This window comes from Thermophagus sp. OGC60D27, assembly GCF_052400625.1.
Lineage (GTDB): Bacteria > Bacteroidota > Bacteroidia > Bacteroidales > Marinilabiliaceae > Thermophagus.
The window spans coordinates 73448-99395 of record NZ_JBQTGH010000004.1 but is presented as its reverse complement, the minus strand read 5'-3'; the positions used below and the strand labels follow the sequence as shown (position 1 = coordinate 99395).

The following is a 25948-nucleotide window of genomic DNA, read 5'->3' as shown; positions in this document are numbered from 1 at the left end:
TTTGTCTTTACTGATCAAAATAGAGAAGGGAAAAGTTGTTCCCGGATTAATCGTTGCATCGGCGCAAAATAGATAAACACCAAACAAGATGACTAAAGCAATTAGCAAAGGCCTCCGGATTTTTATATTTCTCGCTCTAGGATTGACCATTTTATGGTGGCTCTACAAAGACCAGGATCCGCAGACACTAACCAATATCATGAAAAAAGATGTTAGCTATGGGTGGATATTTCTTTCCCTGGTATTGGGTCTTCTCAGTCATATCAGTCGAACCATCCGCTGGCAAATGCTTATCGAACCCGTAGAAAAACGCCCCGGTTTGTTAAATACTTTTTTGGCAGTCATGATTGGATACCTGGCGAATCTGGCCATCCCCCGAATGGGCGAAATATCCCGGTGTGCCGTCTTGAGCCGCTATGAAAACGCTTCCTTTTCCCGACTGGTGGGGACGGTGGTAACCGAACGGGTGATTGATCTCATTATGCTTCTCTTATCATTGGTTTTGGTGGTGGTGATACAATACAATGTTTTTGCCGAGGTGGTTCAAAACAAAATGGAACTGGCCGGAGTTAAAGGGTTTTTTTCATCTTGGGGGTTTTATGTTTCTGCTTTGTTGCTTTTGGGGATGATCATACAATTCAGAAAAAGGATCTTGGCCTGGAAAATTTTTAGCAAGATAAGGGAATTGTGGCACAAGTTTAAAGAAGGCCTCTTCTCGTTTCGGGATGTAAAAAACAAACCCGCATTTATTTTTCATACGATATTTATCTATGTCCTATATTTCTTGATGATATATGTGTGTTTCTGGGGGTTTCCTTTTACTCGGCACCTGGGGCCCGGCGAAGGATTCGCTGTGTTTGTGCTGGGTAGCTTTGGAATGGTGGCTCCGGTACAAGGAGGAATTGGTCCTTGGCATTTTTTGGTAATCTCCACCTTGTTGTTTTTTGGTGTTGAGTCGCCCCAGGCTTCTGCCTTTGCCCTTTTGGTACATGGTTCTCTCAACGGAATGATCGTTGTGACAGGCCTGCTTTCCCTGATTGCAATTCCGATAGTAAATAAAAGCAACCCCACGAAATGAAACGATCCGCTCAAGGAAGAAGATTGTTGTTAGTCGGCATTGCGCTGGCTTCCTTTTCTTGGGTGGTTTATAAAATGTGGACCTTTAATGAGTGGCCACAGTTTTTTGACTGTTTTAAACAAAACACCGCCCAATTTTTCTTGGTATTGTTTTTTGTGTTTTTGTTGATGGTTGTCAATATCGGACTGGAGATCAGACGATGGCAGTTGCTGGTCAGGCCGGTTGCTTCCATTGCTTTCTGGGAATCCATGCAACAGGTTATTAAAGGCCTTCAATTGGGACTGATCACACCGGTGCGTTCGGGCGATCCGATTGGTAAGGCTTTATTTTTCGACGCTTCCATGCGTCGGGATGTTGTTTTGCTATCCCTTGTGGGGAGTATTATTCAAACAACAGTAATTTTTTGTTTTACGTTGATTGCATTTGCTTTTGCCGGAGCTCCCGGAAGGCGATTGTTAAGCCTTTTTCGGGACCACTTTTGGGCGGTTGATAACTATCTTGTTTATTTGGGGGTGTTGCTCCTGCTTTCGGGAGGCTTTATATCATTTCGTATTTTAAAAAATAAGTATGGTAGTATTATTGGCCAGTTAAATTTACTTAATTGGTTTTCAGTGTTACAGACAATTCATATTGGTGTTTTGACGGTGATTCGATATTTGGTGTTTTCATTGCAGCTTTTAATCTTGTTGCGTTTTTTTGAAGCATCAACCGCCACCACAGGATTTCTTTCTGTGTTTCTGTTTTACGGGGCCATTACCTTTTTTCCATCGATGGGAGCAGGCGACCTGGGGATTCGGTCGGCGGTTGCGTTGTTGGTTTTTGGCGAGACGGCGGTTTCGGGACCGGGGATTATTCTCTCAACCATGATTGTTTGGTTCATTAATATCGCGTTACCTGCTCTGGTGCCGGTTTTTACAGGTCATTTTGTCGAAAAAAAAATGGTTGTTGGTGATCCCAAACCAGAAGCAGCAAGAAGGCTGAAGGCGTAATGGTAATTGACCCCAAGTCCGAATTTGTCAAAACAATTTTCTATATTTGTTATTCGCAGAGCGATTTGTGAAAGAAGTAATTCTTTATATATGGACAAATCAAAAATTAAACTAAACATATTAGGATTATCCTATTCCCAAACACAATCGGGGGCTTATGCCTTGGTCCTTGCCGAAGAGGAAGGTGAAAGACGAATACCCATCATTATTGGTGCGGTGGAGGCCCAGTCTATAGCCATAAAGCTGGAAGGGTTGGAACCTCCTCGCCCGCTTACTCATGATTTGTTTCTGAATTTTTCACGAGCTTTTAAAATAGAGATCCTTGAGGTCGTGATTTACAAATTGGAAGAAGGAATATTTTTCTCAGAGTTGGTATGTTTGCACAATGATGAAATCGTGAGAATTGATTCCCGTACATCCGATGCAGTATCTCTGGCCCTTCGTTTTAATTGCCCCATTTACACCTACGAAGAGATTCTTGAAAAAGCCGGTATTGTGTTGGATGTTGGAGATCAGGATGAAGTTGCATCCGAAAAGTCAGAGCCATCTGCTCCCAAGAGTTCTAAGCCTGCCCCAAGGCCATTGGCCGATAAAAGTGTACAGGAGTTGAAGAAAATGTTGGATGAGGCCATTGCTAAAGAAAACTATGAAATCGCCTCGGAAATAAGGGATGAAATAAAGAGGCGAAAAACGTAGGTCGCTCATTTTTGAAATAGTGTTGGGAGTTTGGGTGTTTAAAGTGGAAGGTTCCCGGGTTGGGCTTTGTGCAATAGTTTTAACACCCGGAAGTATTCGTTCTTTTATATTACCCATTATAAGATAATTAATGTGTTTAAGGAAAACACGATCTAATGACCAATAAAAATCCACAAGCATGAACCCATCAAAACTCAGGATCTTATCAGCTCTGGGTGTTTTTTTTGTTTTTCCGGTTGCCCTTTGTGCTAATTCTAATTCTGTTGTTTCCTCCGGCGGAGGAATTTCTGTTGAAAGTGTCTTTCGAGGGCTTTTAGGCATGTTGTTTATCATGCTGATCGCCTGGTTTTTTAGTTCCAATCGTAAGGCGATTTCGTGGCGAGTGGTTATTACAGGGCTGATTATTCAGCTGTCACTGGCTCTGGCCATTCTTTATGTGCCCTTTGTGGAATCAATGTTCGATGTTCTGGGCAAAATATTTGTGAAGATCTTGAGTTTTTCCGATGCGGGCGCCAAATTTCTTTTTAAAAGCTTTTCGTCTGGGGAGATAGAAGAACCGCTGCTCAACTTTGCGATTACCATCCTTCCGACCATTATCTTCTTTTCCGGGCTTACCAGCATTTTGTTTTATTATGGAATCATTCAAAAAATTGTTTACTGGTTGGCCTATGGTATGACCCGTCTGTTGAAAATTTCGGGGGCCGAAAGTCTTTCGGTGGCCGGTAACATCTTTTTGGGACAAACCGAATCCCCGCTGATGATTAAAGCTTATCTGGAAAAGATGAATCGTTCAGAGATCATGCTGGTTATGTCGGGTGGTATGGCAACCCTGGCCGGTGGGGTGCTCGCTGTTTATATTAAAGTGTTGGGAGCCGGCGATCCCGTACAGGAATTAATGTATGCCAAACATCTTTTGGCAGCCTCTATTATGGCCGCTCCCGGAGTTATTGTCATCTCAAAGATGCTGGTTCCTCAAACCGAAACCATTGATAAGGAGGTGGCCATCCCCAAAGAAAAAATAGGAAAAAACGTGCTGGATGCCATCTCAAATGGGACTACTGAAGGGATCAAGCTGGCCGTGAATGTGGCCGGCATGCTGCTGGTGTTTATTGCATTAATTGCGATGGTCAACTTTATTTTTGTCAAGATTGGTGACTGGACCAGTTTGAATAACCTTATAGCTTCCGTTACCGGGGGGGAATATACGCAACTCTCTTTGGAGTTTATTTTAGGGTATTTGTTTGCCCCTTTCATGTGGTTGCTGGGGGTGGCCGCCGATGATATTGATCTGGTGGGACGAGTGCTGGGAGAAAAACTTATTATGACTGAATTTATTGGTTATGTGAGTTTGGGCGACCTGAAAGAAGCAGGGGCTTTTATGCATGAAAAATCGATTATCATGGCCACCTACGTCTTGGCAGGGTTTGCCAATTTTGCTTCCATTGGCATTCAGATTGGCGGCATCGGGGCCTTGGCGCCGGGGAAAAGAGTGCTTCTTTCACAATTGGGAATGAGGGCTCTGTTGGCCGGCACATTAGCATCTTTGCTTTCGGCGACCATTGTGGGGATGATTTTGGGGTGAGAATGAATCTTTTTTATTGGCGGCGGATAGCTGCGCCAATTAGAAGGCGGCTACGAAATATTTCACCTTCGAAAGAAATAGCTAAGGAGAAACGTATCTTCTATCTGGAATTTTTATCATTAAGTTCCAGTTGAAGGGCCACCTTTATGGCATTTACCTGCAATAATCCCTGCTTTTGCAAGTTGAGCAGGGCGGCATTGAGCTCTGATTGGTCTGCGGGTTTTAATTCCGTTTTGTCAGTATTCTTCCATTCCAAGTATTCCGGATGATTATTTCTAATGAGCACGCATCCATGATTATTCATAAAACATGATTGTCCGTAAATGGCATATGGTTCCGTCAATGAAGATGAAAGAAGGTTGTTGCCTGTCTTAAGGTATTTTGCACCCGAAAGCGAGGCGTGAAACAAGGTGGGGAATATATCTTTGTGGGATCCAAAATGGGTGGTGTTTACATTCTCGTATCCCAAGGCACGTTTATATTTTTCAGGTACGTACAAAAGGAATGAAACGCCGTATTTTTGCAACAGTTGAGAGTCTGAATAATTAAATATTTTCCGCACATTATGGTCGCCGGTAACGGCAATAATGGTATTCTCACCCAAGGGTGATGTTCGAATTTGGTGAATAAATCTTCCCAGCTGATCGTTGGCATATTGATATGCGGTAAAATTTTTAAGTAAATACTCTTCCGTTGCGCCCGAATACTTTAGGATATAATCCGGAAGGTGTAACGGGTACTTTTCATAGTGCGATGGTACCGAATGGGGTGTATGATTGGTAACGGTCAGAGCAAAAACAAATTGGGGCTTTGGGGCGGTGTTTAACTTTTTGATTATGGCGTGATAGAGATATTCGTCGTACGATCCATATTGATGAAACTCGTTCTGAGGTATTTCTTTCTTTAACATGGCCAATCCTATCACCTCATCAAAATATTGGTTTTTCAGGTAGGAGCCGGACTTTCTCCAGCTTAATTCACCACCTGTCATAAAGGCGGTTTCATAGCCTGCGTTTTGGTATGGAAAAGCCACCGATGTGGTGAGGGGAACATTCATATAGGGCGATTGGGCCAGTGGACTTTGAACATTATTCACGGCCAGATATTCCAGACTGCCGATGGTTGAAGGCGTCGAACCCAGAAAATGGTCGAATACAAAGCAATACTCTAATTCATCTTCAAGAGATCCCAGAAGATTAAAGGTGTCGCGGTCGTGAAAGGTAAGGGGATAGGCGCCCATGCTTTCGGCCAAAACAAAAATAATATTGGGTGGATTTTCTTCAAGAAAAGGGTTTTGCCCGGTTTGAGTCATAAAGCAATGTAAGAGAGATGAGGAGTCCTGATCATGAAAGGTGTGACCTCTCATGTATTCTTGTGCCAGATCATCAATGCTCTCATATCCTGCGTCTTTTAGTGTTGCCCGGTAGTCGGTCGAAATATTGGCGTCATTAAACTCCTCAATGGCATCTTTTAACGCAAACACGCCATTGCATGCCAGTGAGTTAATAAAGGGGTCTTCGGTGATGGCGGTATTATCCATCCTTAACGGATAGCCCGATACAGAACCGCGCATTCCAATAAAGTAAATGCCCAAAACAGTTAGTACATAGGCCGCTTTGAAACGTTTTCGACGAACCGGAAACTTTGGCTCACGGGCTCCAATGTTTTTTGTCAATAATGAGAACAAGGCTATGATAATGAACAACCCGGTGGCAATCAGAATAACCGGATAATCGGTCCAAAAGGTATGAAGCAAGGCGGTGGTGTCATCTTCTATAAATGCAAATATTAAAACATTGATGTGGACATGAAAAAACTGATAAAAGAAGATGTCTACTACCAAAAAGAAGGAGTAGAGAAAGGCCAGAAATACGGAATAGATCCGGAAAAATGATCGATAAAACCTTCGACTTTGCAAATCAATAAAAAGACCTGTCAGCGAAAGCAACATTAAGGGCATCAATCCATAGAAGATCACCATGGTATCAAAGCGACCTCCGGTTAAAAAGGCTTTCAGAATATCGCTGAATGCCACATGCGATGTTTCTACGGCGTCGCCATTGAAATAAAAATGGGTAATCCGGTAGATGAAAAACAAGATTAAAAATCCGATGTATAACAATAGGTGTTGAAAAGTGCTGCGCTTGAAAAATTCAAAACGTCCCGAATAGGGAGGATTAAATTTATTGCTGGTCTTAAGCATAATTATTTTCCGTATTTTATGCGGGCAAAAATAACTATTAAATGCAAATAGTTAATAGTTTGACGCAAGTAAAACAGCTGATGGATAAACAAGAGTCGTACGGAAAACTTAGAAGTCTGATAACAAAAGAGTTTGCGTATTATTTGGGGACGTTCATTTCTTCTTTTTTGCTGTTTGTCAATAAAAGATGTATTGTTTGTCAATTTTGGTTTTGGGGTTCATTATTTTTCTTGATTTGAATCGATTTCCTATTTAATTTTACTATCACGAATCAGAAATATACTGTAAACCAAAAGACGTAGAAACATGAATAGCAGGATAGGTATCCCGAAACAATCTATTGGTTGTGGAAGTTGCCATTCGTATCATGAATCTGATTATAATATGCTTTTCGATGGCAACACTCCCTTATTTTTAATGTCATCACGTTTTTACCCATTTGGAATATTGAGAAGAATAAAAAAAACTGCATTAAACCCTGCGGTGAGCAAAATGCAAAGGATATGACGCTTGATTAGTTCCTAGATGTCTCTTTTTCTGTGTGTTTTTTTCTTTTTTTTTTTGACCGTTTGAATTGTTAAACTTTAAACTTCAATGTTATGACAGTGAAATATCGAGTCATTCAAAGAGGCCAACCCGGCGTGGTTGGTGGAGGTGAGAAAAAGTATTATGCAATTCCTGTGTCGAGTGGAAAGCTATCCACAACGGATATGATTAAGTCCATTGAAAAGATCAGTACGGTGAGCGGTGCCGATGTTCAGGGATCTGTTTATGGGATGGTAGATGTGTCGATTGATGGATTGTTGGCAGGTCGGAAAGTGGAGTTGGGAGATTTGGGGAGTTTTCGCATCGGTTTCAGCTCCGAAGGAAAGGAAAATGAGGAAGATGTGACGGCTTCTGACATTAAACGTGTGAAGATTATCTTTACACCGGGCCCTCGGTTAAAAGAGGCTTTGAAGAATGTGAAATTTGAAAAGGAATAGTTGGAAATTCGATGCGCATCAAATTTTTTTTGATGCGCATGAAAAGTAAAAATGATGCGCATGATTTTTTTTTTGATGCGCATCATTTTGTTTATCGATGCGCATTCGTCGGTCAACGGATGCGCATTCATCATTGAATAGATGCTCAGATAAGAAGTCGGCAAAAAGTGCATCATATTTTAATGACTTTACCGGAGTGTTATCCCATGAGTCTCCTTCCTTAATACATTAATGTTATTGGTGGCACCTCATTAAAATCAGTTGATCATGATTCTATTTGACAAAACCGCTTCAGAACGCTTAATGGACTTTTTAGTGTTAAGATTTAAGAGGGTGAAGGTCCAAAAAGTTTTCGAATTTTAAGACGTCTGTAAAGATTGAGGTGTCTTTTTGCAGGAATGCCATTGTTGTTTATGTAGGATTCAACTGCTTGAATCATTCTAAGCGAGGATTTTCCATCGTTATATGGATGGTAGGCCTCAATAATTTGTTTTCTTTTAATCTGAAACGGGTCGTGAAGTAATGATTCTGTTATCTTTTCATGTAATTGATTTTTGTTGCCAAAATCGTCCCATAAGATTGCTTTAGAGCTTGAATTAAAAGTGATTACCGGCTTGTCGAGGAGCAAAAATTCATACACAACAGAAGAAGTGTCGCTAACCATAATATCTGAAACAACGAGATACTTCAGAATGTTAGGGTCGTCCACAATCACGGCATTCGCATATGGCTTTAACTGGTCTTTGTATTTTTGTTTCCACCCCTGATCCATTAAATCGTGAAATTTGATAAATACAAGGTAATCGGGATTTTTGTCAAGAATTTCTTTCCACTGATTCAGCAGAAATGGTGCAGAGGTAAGCGACGGGGAAAATGTAGGTGCATAGAGGATGATTTTTTGGGCATTATACTTTTCCAGGTTGTTCTTCCTGAAATTAGCAAAAAGGTCTTTTTGGCCGAAAAGAGGATCTAATTTGCACCAACCTGTTTCAACCACCTTGAAATTTTTGTGCTTTTGGGCCAGTTCATAAAACTTTCGGGTGAAATAAGGACCCTGTGTAAGGTAAAGATCGAAGTAATCTCGTATTCTGAAATGCCCTTTCTTCTCACCTGCTAAACCATGAAAAACCTGAACTTTTACGCCTCTGAGATAATGGGGAATTTCATTTCCGGGAACAAAAATGGCATCCGGAGCATACTCCTGAACTTTTTTAATGGAAGAGGTCCATTCAACCTTTTCTCTATGCGCAAACTGATCTGCAATCGACGCTCTAATATACCAGATGGTTTGGTGGTTATGCTCGGTAAGCGCATCATTCAAAGGTTTAAGGATCCCAAATGCATAAGGGTGGTAACAAAATAAAACAGCCTTCATTCAATAAATTTTATAGCATTTTATTGGCATTGTCCAGATCTTCTTTGAAATCCACTTCCATGCAGTTAAAGGCAGAGATGTCAACCGGTAAAATATTTACCTTATCTTTTTTTATCATGAGTTCAATCCCGGCCTCAAAATAGTCGTTGTCATCAACTTCTTCAAGTCGACGGATGAACGTTGGAATATCAGAAGATGAGATGAAGTTAATGCCAACCGCTTCTCCTTCACCGTCTTTTACTGTTTTGGATAAGGCGGTGACAAAACCGTTGTTATCTGTCCGGTATTTTACTTCTTCATCGCCACATTCTTCATTGTTTACACAGATGAAAGATGTGTTGTTTTTTATATGAGGTAAGATGGCGTCGAACAATTTTGCATCAAATACTACATCGCCATTCATCCATAACACAGATTCATTTTTTGCTTTTTTTAAGGCAATAAGCAAACTCTTGGAGGTGTTGGTCTGATCATATTGAGGATTGTAGACATATAACGAAGTGGGGAAGGTTTCCATTACCACTTCTTTTTTAAAACCAACAACGGTAATGATGTCATTTATGTCAAAACAAGCGGAGATATTGTCGATTTGAAGTTGCATGATTGATTTCCCATTTTTCAGGGTTGTTAAAGGTTTTGGTAATGGATTACCCAACCTGGAACCAAGTCCTGCCGCTAATATTACAATTTTCATGAGTCTATAAATTGATTGATTTAATGAAAGTGGATCCAATACTATTGAATCACGTTACGATATCTTTAAGTTGGCATTTTCTGTAAAGGGCAACTTCACTTTGTCTGAATGCTTTTATGAGATTTAGTAATAACCACTACCATCCCGGTTTGAAAATACGGAATTATTGAAAGGACCACAAAAATCAACAAGTTTGCGATCATTTCTTCTTTCACAAAAGTACAAAATAATATTAATTTAATTGGCGGAAAGAGGGGGTTTATCGGGGTATGTAATTATCTTTGCAAGATATGAATACATAATAAATAATGGCAAAAACTGGTTTTGATTTTAGAAACAAAAAAAATCATCGCACGGCGTTATTGTTTTTTTTAAAATTGGTGGACGTTTTGGATCATTTTGATGTCCCTTATTTTTTGGAAGGCGGAACGTTGCTTGGAGTTGTAAGGGATAGAAATTTACTTCCCTGGGATCATGACATTGATTTCTCTATTAATCATTCTGAATTGAAAAAATTAAGGGAGTTACGATGGCATTTTTTTTTGAAGGGCTATAAACTTTCGGTGAGAAAAAGTAGAAAGAATATTGGTCCTTTTAAAAAGGGGGATGTTACCGTTATTAAAGTGAAACCTATTTTGCCCTATTTAGCCAAGGAATGGATCTTTTTTGGGAAAAGGGACCATGTCGTCTGTGATATCTTTGTAAAACAATCCGATGGTGAGTATCATTATTGGCAGGCCAAAGAAAAGATAATGAGAGTTTCCAACAAATATCACGACCGGTATGACAGTATAGAATATTTGGGGCGTGATATTATGGTGCCGTCAAATTATAAGGACTATCTTACCGAAAAGTTTGGTGATTGGTCGGTCCCCGTTAAGGAATGGGATTGCGCTAAAAATGAAAAAACAATTGTTGACTTAGCCGAATAGCCCTGAATCAGCGTTGGTTCGTAATGATCTTATCCAGCTTCTCCACCATCGTTTGTACTGAGAAATTTTGCAAAACAAGTTGTCCACTTTGACGGCTGTTGTTTTTGATTTCTTCCATGTTATTGATTACATATTCCATGGTTTTTGCCAGCTGAGGGACATCGGCGGGTGCTACGGTGTATCCGTTGATGCCGTTTTGAATCAATTCCGAAATGCCGTTGACATTGGTCGATACCACGGGCAATCCATGAGCCATCGCCTCAAGGATGGCGTTGGGCATGCCCTCATACAGGGATGAAAAAACAAAGAGGTCGGCATTTTTCAGCAGGGGGTGGATATTCTCGAAGAATCCCAATAAGATAAAATTCCTACTAATGCCCAGTTGATTAATTTGCTGCTTAAGCTTTGCTTCTAATTTTCCCTGTCCGGCCAGAAAGAAATAGACATGAGGATGGCGCTTTATTATTTGTGCCGCAGCAGAAATAAGGTACTTAAAACCTTTTTGTTTGGCCAGCCGACCGGTGGATAAGACAATCAACGGATTCTTTTCGTCGGGAGGCAGGTGTTTTGAATAATCAAAAGGGGGAATGTTTTGGGGAATTTCTTCCACACCGTTATAGACGACTTTAACAAATCCTGGCTCTACAGGCAGAAATGAGTCATAATACTCTTTGATGGTATTGGTGTTGGTAATAATGCCGTGACAAAATGTTTTTATTGTCCACTTATACCACCAGCTGTTTTTAAGGAGCTGAAGGCCCTGCCGGGAATAGACTTTTGCATTTGAACCGATAAGTTTCAGGGCAAAAGAGGCGACTCTCCAGTCTTTATTTTGGCAACCAATGACCACATCCGGTTTGTAGGCTTTAAAGAAGCGACAAAACTGAATGCATGTCATGACGTCCAAATCGGAATTGGCCGCAATTTCCTTAACGGGAATATTTTGTTGGCGGGCTTTTTGAGCCAGTAGGGACTTTTTTCGACAAATGGTAACGACGTTATGTCCCCGGGATAGGAGGCCTGAGGCAGCCATTACCATCCATTTTTCGCCACCACCCCATTTGTTTTTACCAATAGAATTGATTAATACAATGTTCATTGGGGTGATACAATTTTATTGGTGACTTTTTTCAGAATTAATTGGGGTGTAATGCGCATCATGCAGGCAAAATCACCTCTGTGGCAAGGCTTGTTTCCGAAAACCGAGCAAGGCCGGCACTCCAAGTCTGTTTGAACCGCATCTTCGAGCTCTTGTCCAATACCGTAAAATCCTGCATAGGGGTGGGTGGCACCCCAGATACTAACAACCCGTGTTCCGGCCAATGATGCCAGATGCATGTTCGCAGAATCCATGGATATCATTACGTCAAGTTTTGCCATTAATCGTAATTCTTCGCCCAGACTCAGTTGCCCGGCAAAAGTAGTTCCTTTTTTCAATTGAGCAGCCCACTCCTCCAGCTTATTTTGTTCTTCCCCTCTGCCACCAAATAGAATAATTTGGTTGTTTCCGTTGTCTAAGCGGCTGATGAGGTCCCACATTTTGTCTAAGGGCCACATCTTCCATTGGTGTCGTGCAAAAGGGGCAATGCCTATAGTAAGGTCTTTTTCCGAACCGGTGAACAAAGCGGCGATCTCTTTAGTCCGATTGTCAGACGCATTATTTGAAATTAGTTGCTCACTATCGTAAAGTTTTTTTCCGGGAAAAGAAACCATCTCGAATACAAACCCCGCTTTTTGAAACGTCGCTTGATATCTTGATACGGTCGAGGGAAGAGGCTTGAATATTTTATTGTTCTTCCGTGTTAATGCCTCTTTTTCTTTTCGACCTTTATTTATTTGTGCCGTTTTGACTCCCGAAAGTCGAAACAGAAGGGTTAGGATGTGGGTTCTGAGGACCCCGTGAAGATCGACCACTGCTTCGAATCCTCCACTTTTTTTCAGTTCACGGAAAAGGCGAAAAAGCCCCCTAAGACCATTGTGGCGATCTTTTAAATCGATGGGGAAAAACCGGATGTTGGGAATTGGTTCTACCAAGTCTTTTGCAAAGGGGCGGGAAACAAACCATATCTCATAATCAGAATAGTGCCTTGAGAATGACCAAAGAACAGGGATTGTCATGGCTACATCGCCCAAGGCGCTAAAACGAAACACAAGAATTCTTTTATTTTGAGTCACAGGCTGCGGCATTAACGGGTTTAAGGGGTTACTTTTTGGTTTTATAAAGAACGGGATTAAGGGAAGGATCGTTGTACATTTTCATCTGTTTGTAGGTCTTCATGTATTTACGTCCGGCTTCAATATCGGCGATGAGCTGGTCGATGGCAGCACTGAGATCTTCTCTTTGCTGAAGCAACACAGAAAGTTTTAAATTACACTTTTGCAAATGCTCGGGTGAGGCATCGGTGCGCTCCACTTCCTGCTGCATGTGATAGATTTTGAGGGCCAGAATGGAGAGGCGATCAATGGCCCATGCGGGGCTTTCGGTGTTGATGGTAGCATCGGAAGCTACTTTTACATCTTTATACTTATCCATGAAGAAGTCATCAATCGATTCCACCAAGTCTGTGCGGTCTTGATTTGAGTGGTCAATGCGGCGTTTGATTTTCAAGGCTTCACCGGGTTGAATTTCCGGATCGCGAATGATGTCTTCAAGGTGCCATTGTACCGCATCGATCCAGTTTTTTTTGAAAAGCAGATAATCAATAGTGCCCTCTTTATATGGGTTTTGAGGAATGGCATCCACGTTGTCAAACTCGTGATAATGTTGCGTGGTCTCGTTAAAGATTTTGTTACAGATAGCGCTAAATGTCATGTCCATTGAGTTTTATGAAAATGCTTCGGCCATTATTGTTTTTTTTAAGCCATGCACTTCCCGGTTATTTACTGATCACATTTTACAAAAATAGGGAAACTGGGGACAAATAACAGGAAAGTGCAGGGAAAATTATTTTGCAAGACAGTCCTTGCACTCGAAAGAGATAATGTTCCGGGAATGGGATAACGAGTCTCGGCAAGAGTCATCATAAGTTACAGCATTGTGAATGGCGGCTTCAGCATTTCATGGCACCATGTGTGAAAGCGAATTCAGTCTGCTGATTGGGGGGTAGAAATTCATGAAAGCTGTGTAATCTTTGTTTTGTAGCAATAATGGTTTGATTTAGTGTGTGGAGGGGAATGATGAGTTTCGTCTGTCTCTTTTGTTCCGCTTATTCAATTTGAGAATTAATTGGCGAAATTCTTGTTTTTGGTGCTCATCGCAAAGTTGGTAAATGGAACGAAAGTGCAACCAGTTGGCCTTTTGTATTTTACTGTTTATTTGTCCCATTTCATAAAAAATAGAATCGGCTTTGTGAGTATCAAAGTCAGTACTAACGGCCAGGGTCACATAGTCATCTCTGAGCAATTTATATTGTTGTTCATATTTGCGCAATTGGGCAAAATGCTTCTTCTGCATTTTTTGAAATTCTTGTACCTGAAGATCGTTAAACCCCAATTTCCGGGTCAGAAAATTGCCGGTTCTGGAGAAGGACGCTTCGTTCCGGGGTGTGGAGACCTCCTTTTTTTGCGGGGAATCACTATGCCATAACAATCCCCATGAGAAGATATTCAACACAATGAGCACAATGACAGCAACTAAAATATATTTTTCTTTATTTTTCATTTGCAAATGTTGTTTCTAATTCATCCACTGTGAAATAAGTTTGCCAGTCGGAAGACGAAGTTAAACTGTAGTTTTCCAAAAAGAAATCGATATCCTGACTTTCTGCCGAAACGGATAGATCCTTATAAACGAACAGAGAGATGTTTATTAACAACATCACTATTGCCGCCCATCCAGCAATATTCTGAACATAAGGCGAGATGATCAAGCTGTTTTCCTGTTGGATGGTTTTTAAGATTCGTTCATCCAGTTGATCGGTTCCGCCATAAAAAGGGGGGTGGTTGAGATGGTGCATTATCTCTTCTACTTTTTGGTTTGTTTTTTCTTTTGGCTTCATGACCGGCTATTGTAATAATTGTTGAGTAATTCTCTTAAACGTCGGTTGGCACGGCTTATGAGTGATTCGACGGCGGATTCGGTCGAGTTTAAAACTTTACCAATTTCGGCGTTGGAAAGGCCTTCGTTTCGTGATAGGATAAAGGCTTTTTGTTGTCGTTCCGGCAATCGGGCAATAACCGTTGCCAGTAATTGCGCAAGCTCTTTGGTCTCCATCTGTTGCGAAGCATCCGAATCGCCAGACAACTGCCAGTGGTTATCATCGTCTAAGAATAGATTTTTCAGTCCCGACCATCGTTTTTTCCTTGTTTTTGTTCGGATAAAATCGATGCTCCTTTGCGTGGAGAGTCTATAGAGCCAGACCTTTAAAGGAACTTCGCCGTTAAATTTATCAATGGTTCGGTATACTTCCAAAAAAACTTCCTGAGCAATTTCTTCGGCATCCTGTTCGTTGCGCACAAATCCAAAGCAAATATTAACCACCCTCCTGCGGTAATGGTTCAGGAGGGTGGCAAAGGCCTGTTCTTTCTTCTCCCTAAGCTTTTTTATAATAATATCATCATTCAAAAACAGTCGGCTTTAAAGAATTAAGAACAGGGGTTTATTCTTCTGTATTTTCCGGAACAGATCGTGGTTGTCTGAGTCTTTGATCTTCTGATGGCGCATGGCGTTGCCGAAACTTTGACCTGGCCTCTTTTTGAAAGCGTTTGCGGGCATTCTCTTTCATTTCTTCATAGGCCTTAAGCTGTTCTTCATTTAGAGAAGATTTAATGTCTTCATCCAAGGCTTCTCTATTATTCTTCATTTTTTCCCGGTGCTGTTTCATTATTTCCTGAAACGCTTTGTTATCTTCATCCATGATTTGTTGATGTTTTTCCATCAGGGCTTTTATTTCGGCACTTTGTTCTTCTGTCAGGTTCAGTTTTTCGGTCATCCTATCCACTTTTTGCTGAATGATTTCTTCGGAGGAGGGTCTCTCTTTTTGAACAGGTCGCCTGGAAGTTTGTTTTTGAGCCATTAATGCGGTTGATCCCATTAAGGCCATCACCAATAATAACGAAATTTTTTTTGAAATGGTTCGGTTCAGCATCCCAATTATGTGCCAGCCTTTACATATAGCGATTTCGTTTGGCCGCGCAGAAGCAGTAATTACTTTTTTCATCATGTTATGTTTTAGTTAAACATTACTAATTGCAGTTCTCTACAGTTAGTATCGATAAAAAATCAAGGAACCTGCGCTTGTAAACCATTTTTTCTAAAAAAAAATAACTCAGCTGAGTTTGTTCGGAGGGTCTTTCTTTGCCACTAACCCGTTAATCCATGAATGTTTTTATGAAAAATGTTCAATGCGTTTTCTGAGGAAAACGAATAAGCTGCAAGGGGTAAAGTGGTGGAAGACGATTTGGAGCAGACAAATGGTTAATTATGAGTTCATCGAAAATTGCTAGGCACTCAGTGCCAATCCTGACCAGCAGATAGGGAACAGGAAATCTATGAAGGATTGGATTGAAGCTGTGCCGGGAAGTGTATTCTTTGGTAAAAGCTGGAACGATGTTGGTCTTGATGGAATGATTTTGCTTTTTTTAAGCCGAATGGCTAATTACAAATCGGCTTTATTTTCATCCGGCATCTCGTTCATGAGTATTACCGCGTGGTTGTCGTGGCATTCAATAACTCCTTCTTTGCAAGAGAACTGATGATCGTAGCCATCTTTCCCAATCACCCTGATCATTCCTCTGACCAACGTCGAAATGATGGGGGCATGGTCGCGCAGCAATACAAATCGCCCTTTGGCGCCGGGCACCTCAACCAATCCAACGGGACCATCATAGAGAATTTTCTCAGGAGTGATTATTTCAAGATAGAGATCGTCCATTGTTCATAATTTATTATTTGGCTTCTTTTAACATGCGTTCTCCTTTCTCAATGGCCTGTTCAATGGTTCCTACCAGGTTGAAGGCTGCTTCGGGATACTGGTCGGTTTCGCCGTCCATAATCATATTGAAACCTTTGATGGTATCTTCGATAGATACCAATTCTCCTTTAATACCTGTAAATTGTTCGGCCACGTGGAACGGTTGAGAAAGGAAGCGTTGGACACGTCGTGCTCTTGCGACAACCAGTTTATCTTCTTCCGAGAGTTCTTCCATCCCCAGGATGGCGATGATATCTTGTAATTCTTTGTACTTCTGCAGTATCTCTTTAACTCTCTGAGTTGTTTTGTAATGTTTATCGCCAACAATGTCCGGGGTAAGTATCCGTGATGAGGAATCCAAAGGATCGACCGCCGGATAAATGCCGAGTTCAGCGATCTTCCGGCTTAAGACTGTTGTGGCATCCAGGTGCGTAAAGGTCGTAGCCGGGGCCGGGTCTGTCAAGTCATCGGCAGGTACGTATACCGCTTGTACCGATGTAATGGACCCTGTGTTGGTGGAGGTAATTCGTTCCTGAAGGGCACCCATTTCCGAGGAAAGGGTTGGCTGATACCCTACTGCGGAAGGCATACGTCCCAAGAGGGCCGAAACTTCGGAACCGGCCTGCGTGAATCGGAATATGTTATCGATGAAGAGCAGTACATCATTGCCGCCCCCCTCTTTTTGACCACTGTCTCTAAAGGTTTCGGCGATGGTAAGTGCTGAAAGGGCCACCCGAGCACGAGCTCCGGGCGATTCGTTCATCTGACCGAAGACCATCGATACCTGGGATTGCTTTAAGGCTTCAGGATCTACTTTGTTAAGATCCCAATGACCGGCCTCCATGCTCTTTTTAAATTCATCCCCGTAATTAACAATGCCTGCTTCAATCATTTCGCGCAGAAGGTCATTCCCTTCGCGGGTACGCTCGCCCACGCCGCCAAAAACAGAAAAACCGCTGTAACCTTTGGCGATGTTATTGATTAACTCCTGTATGAGAACGGTTTTTCCAACACCGGCACCACCAAACAGCCCGATTTTCCCTCCCTTGGCATAAGGTTCAATAAGGTCGATCACTTTTATGCCGGTAAAAAGAATTTCGGTTTCGGTAGAGAGAGTATCATAGTCAGGAGCCGGTTTATGGATAGGACTTCGCATCTCGGTTTGGATGTCCGGCAGTCCGTCGATGGGGCGACCCACCACATTTAACAACCGTCCTTTAACATTTTCACCCACCGGCATGCTGATGGGATGGCCCGTGGCAATCACTTCCATTCCTCGGGTCAGACCATCTGTGGAGTCCATGGAAATACATCGAATGGTGTGTTCGCCAATATGTTGCTCACACTCGAGGATTAAGACACTATTATTATCCCTATGTACTTCGAGGGCTTCGTTGATTTTTGGAAGATGATCGTCTTTCAGATCAAAACTAACGTCAACAACAGGTCCAATAACCTGCGCGATTGTGCCTTTTATCTGAGCCATGATAAATTTTTTTTGTCTTGAATATAAACAATTCCGAGTTATCTTGACCGTGCCATCAATTTGTGTGCGAAGTTTTCTATTTCCTGCTTAATTTCCCGGTCTCCGTTTATCTTTTCAAAGTTTTCCAATGAGCGGGCAAAGTAATCGTCTCTCTTTTGGATAACAATTTCTGAGACCCCTGCTTCGTTAAAAAGACGAGTCACGGCAGATATTTTTTCATCTGCATCATACTCCTTACGTTGCATCCAGTCCAAAAGTTCCTTTTTTAATTCTTTTTCAAGCCTGTTAAGGGCCGAGATTAAAAGGAATGTTTTTTTATTATTCAGAATATCACTGCCAATTTTTTTTCCAAATGTTTCCTGATTGCCAAACACATCCAACCAGTCATCCTGCAGTTGAAAAGCCATGCCTATATCCTGCCCGAATTTATATAAGAGTCCGCAATCACGCAGGCTCCCTCCTCCCAGGATGCCTCCAATCTTCATGCTTCCCCCAATTAGAACCGCTGTCTTGAGGCGGATCATATCCAGATAGCCAGCTTCTGTTACATCCGTGCTTTTTTCAAATTCCATGTCAAATTGCTGGCCTTCACAAACCTCAATGGCTGTTTTGTTAAAAACTTCCAATACTTGTGGCAGTACACCAACCGGACTTTTACTGATCAATTCATAGGCTTTAATCAACATCACGTCACCGGAGAGTATGGCCGTGTTGTTGTCCCATTTTTTATGCACGGTAGCATGGTTACGCCTCACATCCGACTGATCCATTATATCGTCATGAAGGAGGGTGAAGTTGTGAAAAACCTCAATGCCGAGAGCAGGCATTAATGCCGAGGTATAATCGCCAAACAGAGAGGCGGATGCCAGGCAGAGGACAGGTCTAAGACGTTTTCCTCCCAATGAAAGGATATACCTTACCGGGTCGTAAAGCCCTTCCGGTCTTTTCATCCCGCCCATCATCTGAAGCTGATCTTCAACGATCTGCCGATAATCTTCAATTTTCAACATGAGCTTCCAATTTTATTTCCGGCTCTTTGATGTCTTCTTTTTTTATTTCCGGTTTCTGGATTTTCAACTCTTCCATATCAATATCTTCCTCTTCGTTATAAATGGTCAGCATCGGTTCCTTGAATGATTCATTGGTGATGAGCCTTTCAAGTCCCAGAAGTAAGGCGGGTAACAATATTAAATTGGAAAAGAGAGCCACCAGAAGTGTTAATGCCACCAGGGCGCCCAAAGCTACCGTGCCTCCAAAGCTTGACACTGTAAATATACCAAATCCAAAGAAAAGAATCACAGAAGTGTAGATCATACTTCGGCCGGTTTCTTTTAAAGCCAGTACCGTTGCGGCTCGTATGCTCCAGTTGGTGGCCACAAGTTCCTGGCGGTATTTGGAAAGAAAATGGATGGTGTCGTCTACTGAGATGCCAAAAGCGATACTAAAGACCAATATTGTGGAAGGCTTTATGGGGATGTTAAATATGCCCATAAGTGCAGCGGTGGTAATCAACGGTACCAGATTGGGGAAAAGAGAGACCAAAACCATTCTCTTGGAACGAAACATCCAAGCCATGAAAGAGGCTATGAGCAGTATGGCTAATCCAAGACTAACAAATAGATTTCGAACAAGGTAATCGGTTCCTTTAAAAAAGACAACACTCGAACCGGTTATGGCAGTTTCGTATTTGGGTGAAGGAAAGATGGAATCGACCACTGCGCTGATCTTTTTATTCAATAAGTGCATTTTGGTGGTTCCCACATCTTCCATCCTAAAACTAATGCGTGCTTTCCGGCCGATAGAATCAACAAATGAAGTGACAACACCGGGCGTTGTTTTGTTGGTTTTCGGTAGATAAGACATTATGAAATTGTGTTCCATGGAACTGGGAATCGAAAAATAGTTGGGATTGCCCTTGTAAAATGCCTGTCGGGCAAATTTTACAACTTGCACCATGGACAGACCCTGCGATATCTCCGGAAGCTTTCTCAACTGTTCCTGCAACAGATCCATCTTTTTCAGGTTCTGGGGACGCATCACGCCTTTGGGCTTTTGGGTGTCAATTACCACTTCCAGGGGCATTAATCCGCTGAAATGCTTTTCAAAAAAATGGAGGTCTTTATACAGCGTATGGTTGTGCGGAATATCATCGAGCATGAATCCGGTGGTTTTCATCTGTGAGATGCCGTATCCGCCAAAAACTATTAGACCGACCGTGCCTAAATAAACTATCTTTTTGCGGTAAAGAGATATATGCACCAGCTTGTTGATGATCCCTTGAAAAAAACGATTGTTCAGATGGCGAACATGTCTCTCCTTGGGATCAGGGAGGAAACTAAATATGATTGGGATGAGTAGCAACGAAAGAATAAAGACTACCATGATGTTGAGGGCCGCCATAACTCCAAACTCGATCAACAGTTTACTGCTGGTAAATATGAAGGTGGCAAAGCCGCTGGCTGTGGTCAGGTTGGTCAGAAAGGTGGCATTTCCGATTTTCTGTATAACACGTTGTAGCGATTTTATTTTATTGCCATGATTGCGATACTCATAGTGAAATTTGTTCAGAAAGAAGACTGAATTAGGGATGCCGATAACGATGATGAGCGGTGGAATCATGCCCGTTAATATCGTTACCTTATAGCCTATAATGGCTTGCAGTCCCAATGCCCAAATCACAGCCATCCCTACCACCAACATGGAGAATAGCACCACCTTGAACGATTTGAAAAACAAAAAGATGATGATTGCCGTTATCCCCAGTGCCAGCCAGATGAACATGTTTAGTTCTTTTTTGATCATCTCCGCAGTTTCAACTCGGATGTAGGGGAGTCCCGAAATATGAACCTCATTACCTGTTGCGGAAGAGTATTTGTCGGCACAATTTTTTATGTCTCGAATCAATGGCACCCGGGCCTCACTTTCCAGTACTTTCCGGTCGAGGGTGATCGCCATGAGGTAGGTGTTGGTCTCAGGGTTATAAACAAGCCCCTTGTAAAAACTTAGGTCATTGAATTTTTGGCGGAGTGAATCGAGATGTGATTGGTCGGGAACCTTTTCAAAGACTGGTGAAAGCTCGAATTTCTTTGTTTGATTGTTACGTGTAAGATTGTATGCTTCGGTCGCAGAAAATACAGATGTAATACCATTTATCTTTTTGAGATCACGGGTCAATTGTTGCCACGCACCAAAGTGTTGATACTCAAAAAAAGTACGATCCTGAATCCCTAGTACAATGAGGTTTCCTTCATTTCCAAATTCCTCTATGAAATTGTCATATTCCAAATTAGCGGGGTCATCCTCCGGTAATAAAGGAGCATATTGATAAGACATCTCTATTTTGCGTGACTGAATCCCCATGAATGCAGTTATCAGGACCAGAACAATCAGAATAGGGAGCCTGTTTCGAAGAATAAAGCTGGCAGTACGAATCCACATAAATCAACAGGTTACCTCAAAATTTCAAACAAAACGGTGCGAATTTAGGAAAATTTCAGGAGTTAATGGCCGATTTAGAACATCTGTTGTTTGAAGAGTCCTCGTTGGCGTCCTTGTTTCCTTCCAAAGTAGTAAGACACATCCAGAAAAGGGAGAATATTTATATGCCGGTTCCCTATATTCCCTATACCTACTATGTACCCCCCAGAGACTGACAATTTTGTGTAAGGGAAGTATTCAATCAATGCTTGATGTTCAACAGTTATTCCCGTTGAAAAGTTTCCACTTAGCATTCTGATTTCTCCCCGCCCGTATAATTGTTGCATAATTTGCCAGTCGGCTCGTACCGAGAAAGTGCTCATCCAGCCTTTACCGGCATACGACATACTTCGGGGTATTTTAAACAAATTCTCTTCAACATAGATCTCTTCATTGTTGAACGGAATACCAACATCGACAGACAGGGATGCTGATAAAATTAAGTAGGGTTGAGATGGATTGCAGGCCATATTATTATAAAATGGCCGGCTTACAATAAGTTGGTTGTGTAGGGATAAGACCAGCGGGTCGCCCGTAACAGAGTCGGCCAAAAAGTTGTCTTTTCCCCCTGCAACTTCATTTAGTCCCGGCCACGAAGAGTAAACTCCATGGAGAGAAGAAACCCATAGCTTTTTTCTTGCTATTTCATTCTTTATAAACAGGTTCGGTACCCAGTAATCCAGCCCGAGCCAAGTGGATAGTTCAAGTCCACTTGTTAACCCAAAACGTGAAGGTGTCGTTATACTGATGTTTCCTGCATTCGCATATGAAGTGGCGGCAGTACCGGCCGACCAAATCTGATCATCCCGTATGTAATTGACGGATGACCCGGTGGGCTGGAAAGGATTGAACAGATTGCCTTCCCCCGCATCTGCCTTTCTTTTTTCCAGGTCTTTCGTGGCTTTTTCTACCTGACTCTTTTTTTTAAAGGGCCATACTTGTGCTTCGGCAGTAGTGGCATAGCCGGTCAAAAGGAGAAACAATATGGTTAAAACTCGGTGTGGCATGTTAGTCGTCAAGCATAAATATTTCCCGGGTTTCTTCTTCGAAAACATTTTAGAGGATCTCTTTACTTTCGTTAATGACAGCAGAAAAAGATCTCTAAATATAATGTTAAAAACATGTTGTAACAATTTTTCCCTTAATATTTACAACGCATAACAGGGGTGGAATATTCCATTGTATCAACAATATATTTTTATTGGTGTTCTCTTATAGTGGTTCGGATCTCTTGACTTTTCTTTCTTTAGATTCAGGACGGCGAGGAAAATGTGTCATTTTCGATTTGGTGATGGATGATTTTGTTCAGTTATGAAGAATTATAATGATGTATATAAAACAATTCCCTTGATCTCTTACTGTCATTTACCGTTGTTTTTCGTTCGTTCGGCGGAAACTCGGGAAACTTTTGGGGTGAATTTAGTTTTGAGCCTTTTATCCCGTTAACTTTGCAACAATCTGGTCGAAAAAGGTACTCGAACACAGAATTTAAGTGAATTATTTTGCCTTTCCCGCATTAGTAGGATGTCAATTTATGCCTTTGCTAATATGGGGTTGAGTGTTGCAAATAAAAGCTAAAACGGAATGATGGTGGTGGCGGCTTCCGATTTCGGTATAAGACAGGAAGACAAGTCTTTACTTTTGGTTCTTATTAAGGTATTTTTAGCGAGGAAAGCCGACGTCCCGTTCGTTCTGCCCTTGAATAAACAAATTTGAAAAAGATTGATGATGAAGCTTAGAAATTTATTGTTGTTTTTTATTGCTGCATTTTGGGGTGCAGGAGTCGTTGCGCAGACCAATGCCGATACGCTTTCTTTTTCTTTGGAAGAGGCGATGAGTTATGCATCGAAGCATGCTTATCAGAAGATTAGTTCGGAGTTTGATATAAAGTCGGCAAAAAAGAAGATATGGGAGACTATCGCATCCGGATTACCGCAAATCGATTTTTCTGCAGGATACAATCACTCTATTGATGTTCCGGTAAGTCTCTTGCCGGCGGAAATCATTCCTGAAGATATGCGTCCCCCCGGAATAGGTCCCGGCGATAAGGTCCCGGTATCTTTTTCCACGGCGTATGATGGCAACTATTCTATTTCTGCTTCACAGATGATCTTTAGAGGCTCCTATTTTGTAGGGCTTAAAGCGACCAAGGTTTTCCTTGATCTGACTCGTCATCAGGATGAAAAAACGGAAATAGAAATCCGTAATGCCGTGGCGAAAGCTTACTTTCTGGTGCTGTCTGCAAGAGATAATTATAACGCATTTCAGGAAAACCTTGAAATAAACAGGGGAACCCTGAGGGAAACCGAGGCCATGTTTGAAAATGGGTTTCGCGAATCGATGGACGTCTCACAGATTAAGCTAATGGTGAGAGAAGCCGAAAAGCAAATTGTGGAGATGAAACGAAATGAAGAGGTGGCAATGGCCGTTTTGCGGTTTTCCATGGGGCTGGATGAAGATCAACCCATGGTTCTTACCGATGAACTGGTGACGCTTTCCGAGCAAATGGTTGCCGATGACACACCTGATGGTTGGAGTCCGTTGGAACATATCGAATACAAGATTGCCAATACCAATGCCGAGAGCCAAAAACTGCTGCTTAAGAATGCCAAGGTGCAGTACCTGCCAGAAATCAGTGCTTTCTATACTTTCCAGAAAACCGGGTATGGGGATGAGTGGAATATTTTTAACGATGAGTGGTATAAAGCCCAGTTTGTGGGGCTTACCATTACCATGCCTATTTTCTCATCAGGGATGCGACATGCGCAGGTACAGCAGCAAAAACTTGCCTGGCAAAAGAGTTTGAATCAACGGCAACAAGCATTAAGGAATATACAAACTGAAAGTTTAACCGCCCTAACCAATTATTACAGTGCCATTGATCAACTCGAAATTGCGAAAGAAAGCAGAACGTTGGCAAAGGATATATACGATAAGACCAGGGTCAAATTTGCCAATGGCATTATAGGAAGCTTTGAACTCAATCAACAGCAGGGACAGTATGTCCAGGCACAGATTAATTATGTCAACGCCGTGGTGAACCTGCTTAATGCCAGGATTGATTACCTCAAAGCCATAGGCATGCTGTGATGATTGATATTGTATATGTTGTGGTTATGATGGGAATCTTAAGAAATGATTTCAGGGTGTTGCGGAATAATTGTGATGAGAAATAGTATGTATGGTGAATAAGGATTTAGTCCTGTATAATAGTGTGATGTTATTGACAGATTGGGTAGACTGTTTGGCTGTTTAGCCGTCAGAGAAAGCTTTAAGGGAATAATTTAATTTGAGAATTTATATAATCTGTTTGTTATGAAGTGTTTAGTGTTTGTTTTTATACTTGTGGCTGCGGTGTTTTTCGGTGTTGGATGCAGTGCGGACATTCCGACAGATGACCGGCAAATAAAAATGGAGCAGTTGGAAGCCTACCAAAAACAATTAAAAGAAATCCAGGCCAAGATCGAAGTTTTGGAAGCCGAACTGGGGAATAACGACGAAGCCTTAAACCGGGTTAATGTGGAGGTGGCCCCTTTGAAACCCGTGTTGTTCGAGCAATTCATCGAAGCAACAGGTAATGTCTCTACCGACAAGAATATTATTGTCAGCCCCGAAACCGCCGGTGTTATTCAGGAAATAGCGGTTAAAGAAGGTGAGTATGTTCAGAAAGGGCAGGTCCTTGGACGATTAAATACCGACATCATCGAGCAGTCTATCGATGAAGTTAAAGTCAATCTTCAAATGGCGAAGACTCTTTATCAGAGGAGAAAAAATCTCTGGGACCAGAACATAGGAAGCGAAGTTGAATTCCTGCAGGCAGAATCCAATATGAAAGCATTGGAAAAACGACTTCAGGGATTAGAGGCCCAGTTGGAGATGGCCGTTGTAAAAGCCCCCATTAACGGCGTGCTGGACGATCTTATCCAGAAGCAGGGCGAAATGGCGGGCCCGGCAATCCCCTTTGCAAGAATTGTTAATCTGGATGATGTCTATATGACTGCTGATGTCTCGGAGCAATACCTGGGGAAAATTCATGCCGGGGATACGGTCTTGGTTTCTTTTCCCGTTTTGGGCATCCGTAAAGAGGCTACGATATTTCGTACTTCATCAATGATTGATCCCGACAGTCGAACCTTTTCTGTCAGAGTCAACCTGACCAATCCCGACCAGCGGCTGCAACCCAACTTAATGGGAGAACTGAAAATACGTGTCGCTGTTGTTCCCGATGCCTTGGTGGTGCCCTCTCTTTACGTTAAAAAGGACTTTAAAGGGGAGTTTATTTTTGTGGTCAGGGACGACGAAAATAACCCGGTAGCAGAGAAAAGATATGTCACCACCAGTCTACGCGATAACAACAGGTCGGTCATTGCCGATGGACTGGAACCGGGAAGCCGGATTATCACCAGTGGCTTTGCGCAGGTTGCCGACGGAATCCCATTGAAGATTAATAACTGACTTTTTTAAAAGAGTTTATTTCGTCTTTTAATTGCAAAATCAATACACAGCATAACACTGCTTTCCATTTGGCTGTGTATTACGAA

General features: G+C 41.9%; 23 protein-coding genes. 8 read left to right on the top strand and 15 right to left on the bottom strand.

Going from position 1 to position 25948, the window contains the following annotated elements; genetic code table 11:
* The first annotated feature begins 88 nt into the window (after positions 1 to 88).
* From ACT29H_RS06425 to ACT29H_RS06410, 4 genes are all read left to right on the top strand, one after another.
* A complete protein-coding gene (locus ACT29H_RS06425; protein ID WP_444820785.1) occupies positions 89 to 1078 on the top strand; it encodes a lysylphosphatidylglycerol synthase transmembrane domain-containing protein in 990 nt (329 codons plus the stop codon).
* A complete protein-coding gene (locus tag ACT29H_RS06420) occupies positions 1075 to 2067 on the top strand; it encodes a hypothetical protein (RefSeq protein ID WP_444820784.1) in 993 nt (330 codons plus the stop codon). Before ACT29H_RS06425 ends, ACT29H_RS06420 begins: the two co-directional genes overlap by 4 nt.
* 90 nt (positions 2068 to 2157) lie before the next feature.
* Entirely contained in the window at positions 2158 to 2763 is a 606-nt protein-coding gene (locus tag ACT29H_RS06415; RefSeq protein ID WP_444820783.1) for a bifunctional nuclease domain-containing protein, read from the top strand.
* A 178-nt stretch (positions 2764 to 2941) separates the two neighbouring features.
* Positions 2942 to 4345 (top strand): NupC/NupG family nucleoside CNT transporter, encoded by a 1404-nt coding sequence (locus ACT29H_RS06410; protein WP_444820782.1) that lies wholly within the window; start codon positions 2942 to 2944, stop codon positions 4343 to 4345.
* 100 nt (positions 4346 to 4445) lie between these two features.
* Here the strand turns inward: ACT29H_RS06410 and ACT29H_RS06405 are convergent, their stop codons facing one another.
* Positions 4446 to 6548 (bottom strand): LTA synthase family protein, encoded by a 2103-nt coding sequence (locus ACT29H_RS06405; protein ID WP_444820781.1) that lies wholly within the window; start codon positions 6546 to 6548, stop codon positions 4446 to 4448.
* 599 nt (positions 6549 to 7147) lie between these two features.
* On the opposite strand from ACT29H_RS06405, the gene ACT29H_RS06400 reads away from it, so the two are divergent.
* A complete protein-coding gene (locus ACT29H_RS06400; RefSeq protein WP_444820780.1) occupies positions 7148 to 7531 on the top strand; it encodes an HU family DNA-binding protein in 384 nt (127 codons plus the stop codon).
* Between the two features lie 325 nt (positions 7532 to 7856).
* Here ACT29H_RS06400 and ACT29H_RS06395 read toward each other — a convergent pair whose 3' ends face one another.
* Positions 7857 to 8906 carry a CDP-glycerol glycerophosphotransferase family protein gene (locus ACT29H_RS06395; RefSeq protein WP_444820779.1) on the bottom strand — a complete coding sequence of 350 codons (1050 nt, stop codon included), beginning with the start codon at positions 8904 to 8906 and terminating at the stop codon, positions 7857 to 7859.
* Positions 8907 to 8916: 10 nt separating this feature from the next.
* The gene (locus ACT29H_RS06390; protein ID WP_444820778.1) at positions 8917 to 9600 is read right to left on the bottom strand and encodes a phosphocholine cytidylyltransferase family protein; all 684 of its coding nucleotides are present in this window, start codon (positions 9598 to 9600) and stop codon (positions 8917 to 8919) included.
* 308 nt (positions 9601 to 9908) lie between these two features.
* On the opposite strand from ACT29H_RS06390, the gene ACT29H_RS06385 reads away from it, so the two are divergent.
* Positions 9909 to 10532, top strand: a complete 624-nt coding sequence (locus ACT29H_RS06385; RefSeq protein ID WP_444820777.1) for a LicD family protein — start codon at positions 9909 to 9911, stop codon at positions 10530 to 10532.
* Between the two features lie 7 nt (positions 10533 to 10539).
* On the opposite strand, the gene ACT29H_RS06380 is transcribed toward ACT29H_RS06385, so the two are convergent.
* The 12 genes from ACT29H_RS06380 to ACT29H_RS06325 all read right to left on the bottom strand — a co-directional run bounded on the left by ACT29H_RS06380 (position 10540) and on the right by ACT29H_RS06325 (position 22414).
* A complete protein-coding gene (locus tag ACT29H_RS06380) occupies positions 10540 to 11631 on the bottom strand; it encodes a glycosyltransferase (protein ID WP_444820776.1) in 1092 nt (363 codons plus the stop codon).
* Positions 11628 to 12707 (bottom strand): glycosyltransferase family 9 protein, encoded by a 1080-nt coding sequence (locus ACT29H_RS06375; RefSeq protein WP_444820775.1) that lies wholly within the window; start codon positions 12705 to 12707, stop codon positions 11628 to 11630. Before ACT29H_RS06375 ends, ACT29H_RS06380 begins: the two co-directional genes overlap by 4 nt.
* A gap of 28 nt (positions 12708 to 12735) precedes the next feature.
* Positions 12736 to 13344 (bottom strand): DUF4254 domain-containing protein, encoded by a 609-nt coding sequence (locus ACT29H_RS06370; protein ID WP_444820774.1) that lies wholly within the window; start codon positions 13342 to 13344, stop codon positions 12736 to 12738.
* A 345-nt stretch (positions 13345 to 13689) separates the two neighbouring features.
* Positions 13690 to 14193 carry a Spy/CpxP family protein refolding chaperone gene (locus ACT29H_RS06365; protein ID WP_444820773.1) on the bottom strand — a complete coding sequence of 168 codons (504 nt, stop codon included), beginning with the start codon at positions 14191 to 14193 and terminating at the stop codon, positions 13690 to 13692.
* Complete coding sequence (locus ACT29H_RS06360; RefSeq protein ID WP_444820772.1) at positions 14183 to 14530, bottom strand: hypothetical protein; 348 nt, start codon at positions 14528 to 14530, stop codon at positions 14183 to 14185. The genes ACT29H_RS06365 and ACT29H_RS06360 overlap by 11 nt, the downstream gene beginning before the upstream one ends.
* Positions 14527 to 15096, bottom strand: a complete 570-nt coding sequence (locus ACT29H_RS06355; protein ID WP_444820771.1) for an RNA polymerase sigma factor — start codon at positions 15094 to 15096, stop codon at positions 14527 to 14529. The genes ACT29H_RS06360 and ACT29H_RS06355 overlap by 4 nt, the downstream gene beginning before the upstream one ends.
* Positions 15097 to 15130: 34 nt before the next feature.
* Entirely contained in the window at positions 15131 to 15694 is a 564-nt protein-coding gene (locus ACT29H_RS06350) for a hypothetical protein (protein WP_444820770.1), read from the bottom strand.
* Between the two features lie 435 nt (positions 15695 to 16129).
* The gene (locus tag ACT29H_RS06345) at positions 16130 to 16405 is read right to left on the bottom strand and encodes a FoF1 ATP synthase subunit delta/epsilon (protein ID WP_444820769.1); all 276 of its coding nucleotides are present in this window, start codon (positions 16403 to 16405) and stop codon (positions 16130 to 16132) included.
* 13 nt (positions 16406 to 16418) lie between these two features.
* Positions 16419 to 17930, bottom strand: a complete 1512-nt coding sequence (gene atpD / locus ACT29H_RS06340) for a F0F1 ATP synthase subunit beta (RefSeq protein WP_444820768.1) — start codon at positions 17928 to 17930, stop codon at positions 16419 to 16421.
* Positions 17931 to 17968: 38 nt separating this feature from the next.
* Positions 17969 to 18940, bottom strand: coding sequence for a polyprenyl synthetase family protein (locus tag ACT29H_RS06335; RefSeq protein WP_444820767.1), 972 nt, complete (start codon positions 18938 to 18940; stop codon positions 17969 to 17971).
* Positions 18927 to 21368, bottom strand: coding sequence for an efflux RND transporter permease subunit (locus ACT29H_RS06330; protein ID WP_444820766.1), 2442 nt, complete (start codon positions 21366 to 21368; stop codon positions 18927 to 18929). Before ACT29H_RS06330 ends, ACT29H_RS06335 begins: the two co-directional genes overlap by 14 nt.
* A gap of 74 nt (positions 21369 to 21442) precedes the next feature.
* Complete coding sequence (locus tag ACT29H_RS06325; RefSeq protein WP_444820765.1) at positions 21443 to 22414, bottom strand: hypothetical protein; 972 nt, start codon at positions 22412 to 22414, stop codon at positions 21443 to 21445.
* Between the two features lie 721 nt (positions 22415 to 23135).
* Between ACT29H_RS06325 and ACT29H_RS06320 the strand changes: the two genes are divergently transcribed.
* Positions 23136 to 24497, top strand: a complete 1362-nt coding sequence (locus tag ACT29H_RS06320) for a TolC family protein (RefSeq protein WP_444820764.1) — start codon at positions 23136 to 23138, stop codon at positions 24495 to 24497.
* 225 nt (positions 24498 to 24722) lie between these two features.
* The gene (locus tag ACT29H_RS06315) at positions 24723 to 25862 is read left to right on the top strand and encodes an efflux RND transporter periplasmic adaptor subunit (RefSeq protein WP_444820763.1); all 1140 of its coding nucleotides are present in this window, start codon (positions 24723 to 24725) and stop codon (positions 25860 to 25862) included.
* Positions 25863 to 25948 lie beyond the last annotated feature (86 nt).